This window comes from Vibrio sp. 10N.222.48.A3, assembly GCF_041475345.1.
GTDB classification, from domain to species: Bacteria; Pseudomonadota; Gammaproteobacteria; order Enterobacterales; family Vibrionaceae; genus Vibrio; species Vibrio tasmaniensis_A.
This window is the reverse complement of sequence record NZ_JBFRVX010001786.1, coordinates 1-607: the sequence shown is the minus strand read 5'-3', so window position 1 is coordinate 607 and position 607 is coordinate 1. Positions and strand designations below refer to the sequence as shown.

At 46.3% G+C, this 607-nt stretch carries 1 protein-coding gene; it reads left to right on the top strand.

Features of this window, described 5'->3' with window-relative positions:
- Nucleotides 1–607 (top strand): helicase-related protein (locus AB4653_RS28910; RefSeq protein WP_372106077.1); only part of this gene is annotated, 607 nt, incomplete at both ends.

Sequence of the window (607 nt, the reverse complement as noted above, 5' to 3'; positions counted from 1 at the left end):
CTTGAGCACCGCTCACTGTTTTTAGATGGTGTTGAAACGCTGATCCTTGATGAAGCTGACCGGATGCTAGATTTAGGTTTCGCACCTGAATTGCGTCGTATCGCGAATGCAGCTAAACACCGTCGCCGTCAAACGTTGATGTTCTCTGCGACACTTGATCACGCGGAAGTGAACGACATTGCAAATGAAATGCTAGATTCGCCTAAACGCATCTCAGTGGGTGTTTCTAACGAACAGCACCTTGATATCACTCAGAAGTTTTACCTGTGTGACCATCTAGATCATAAAGAAGCAATTCTGGATCGTGTTATTGAAGAAGCTGAATACCGTCAGGTGATGATCTTCACGGCAACTCGTGCTGATACTGATCGCCTAACCGAGAAGTTAAACGAGAAGAAGCTTAAAGCGGTGGCATTGAGCGGTAACCTAAACCAAACGCAACGTAATGCAATCATGAGCCAGTTCGAGCGTGCGGTTTACAAGATCTTGGTAACAACAGACGTTGCTTCACGTGGTATCGATATTCCAAACGTAAGCCACGTTATCAACTTTGATATGCCTAAGCATACAGAAGAGTACGTGCACCGCGTCGGTCGTACTGGTCGTG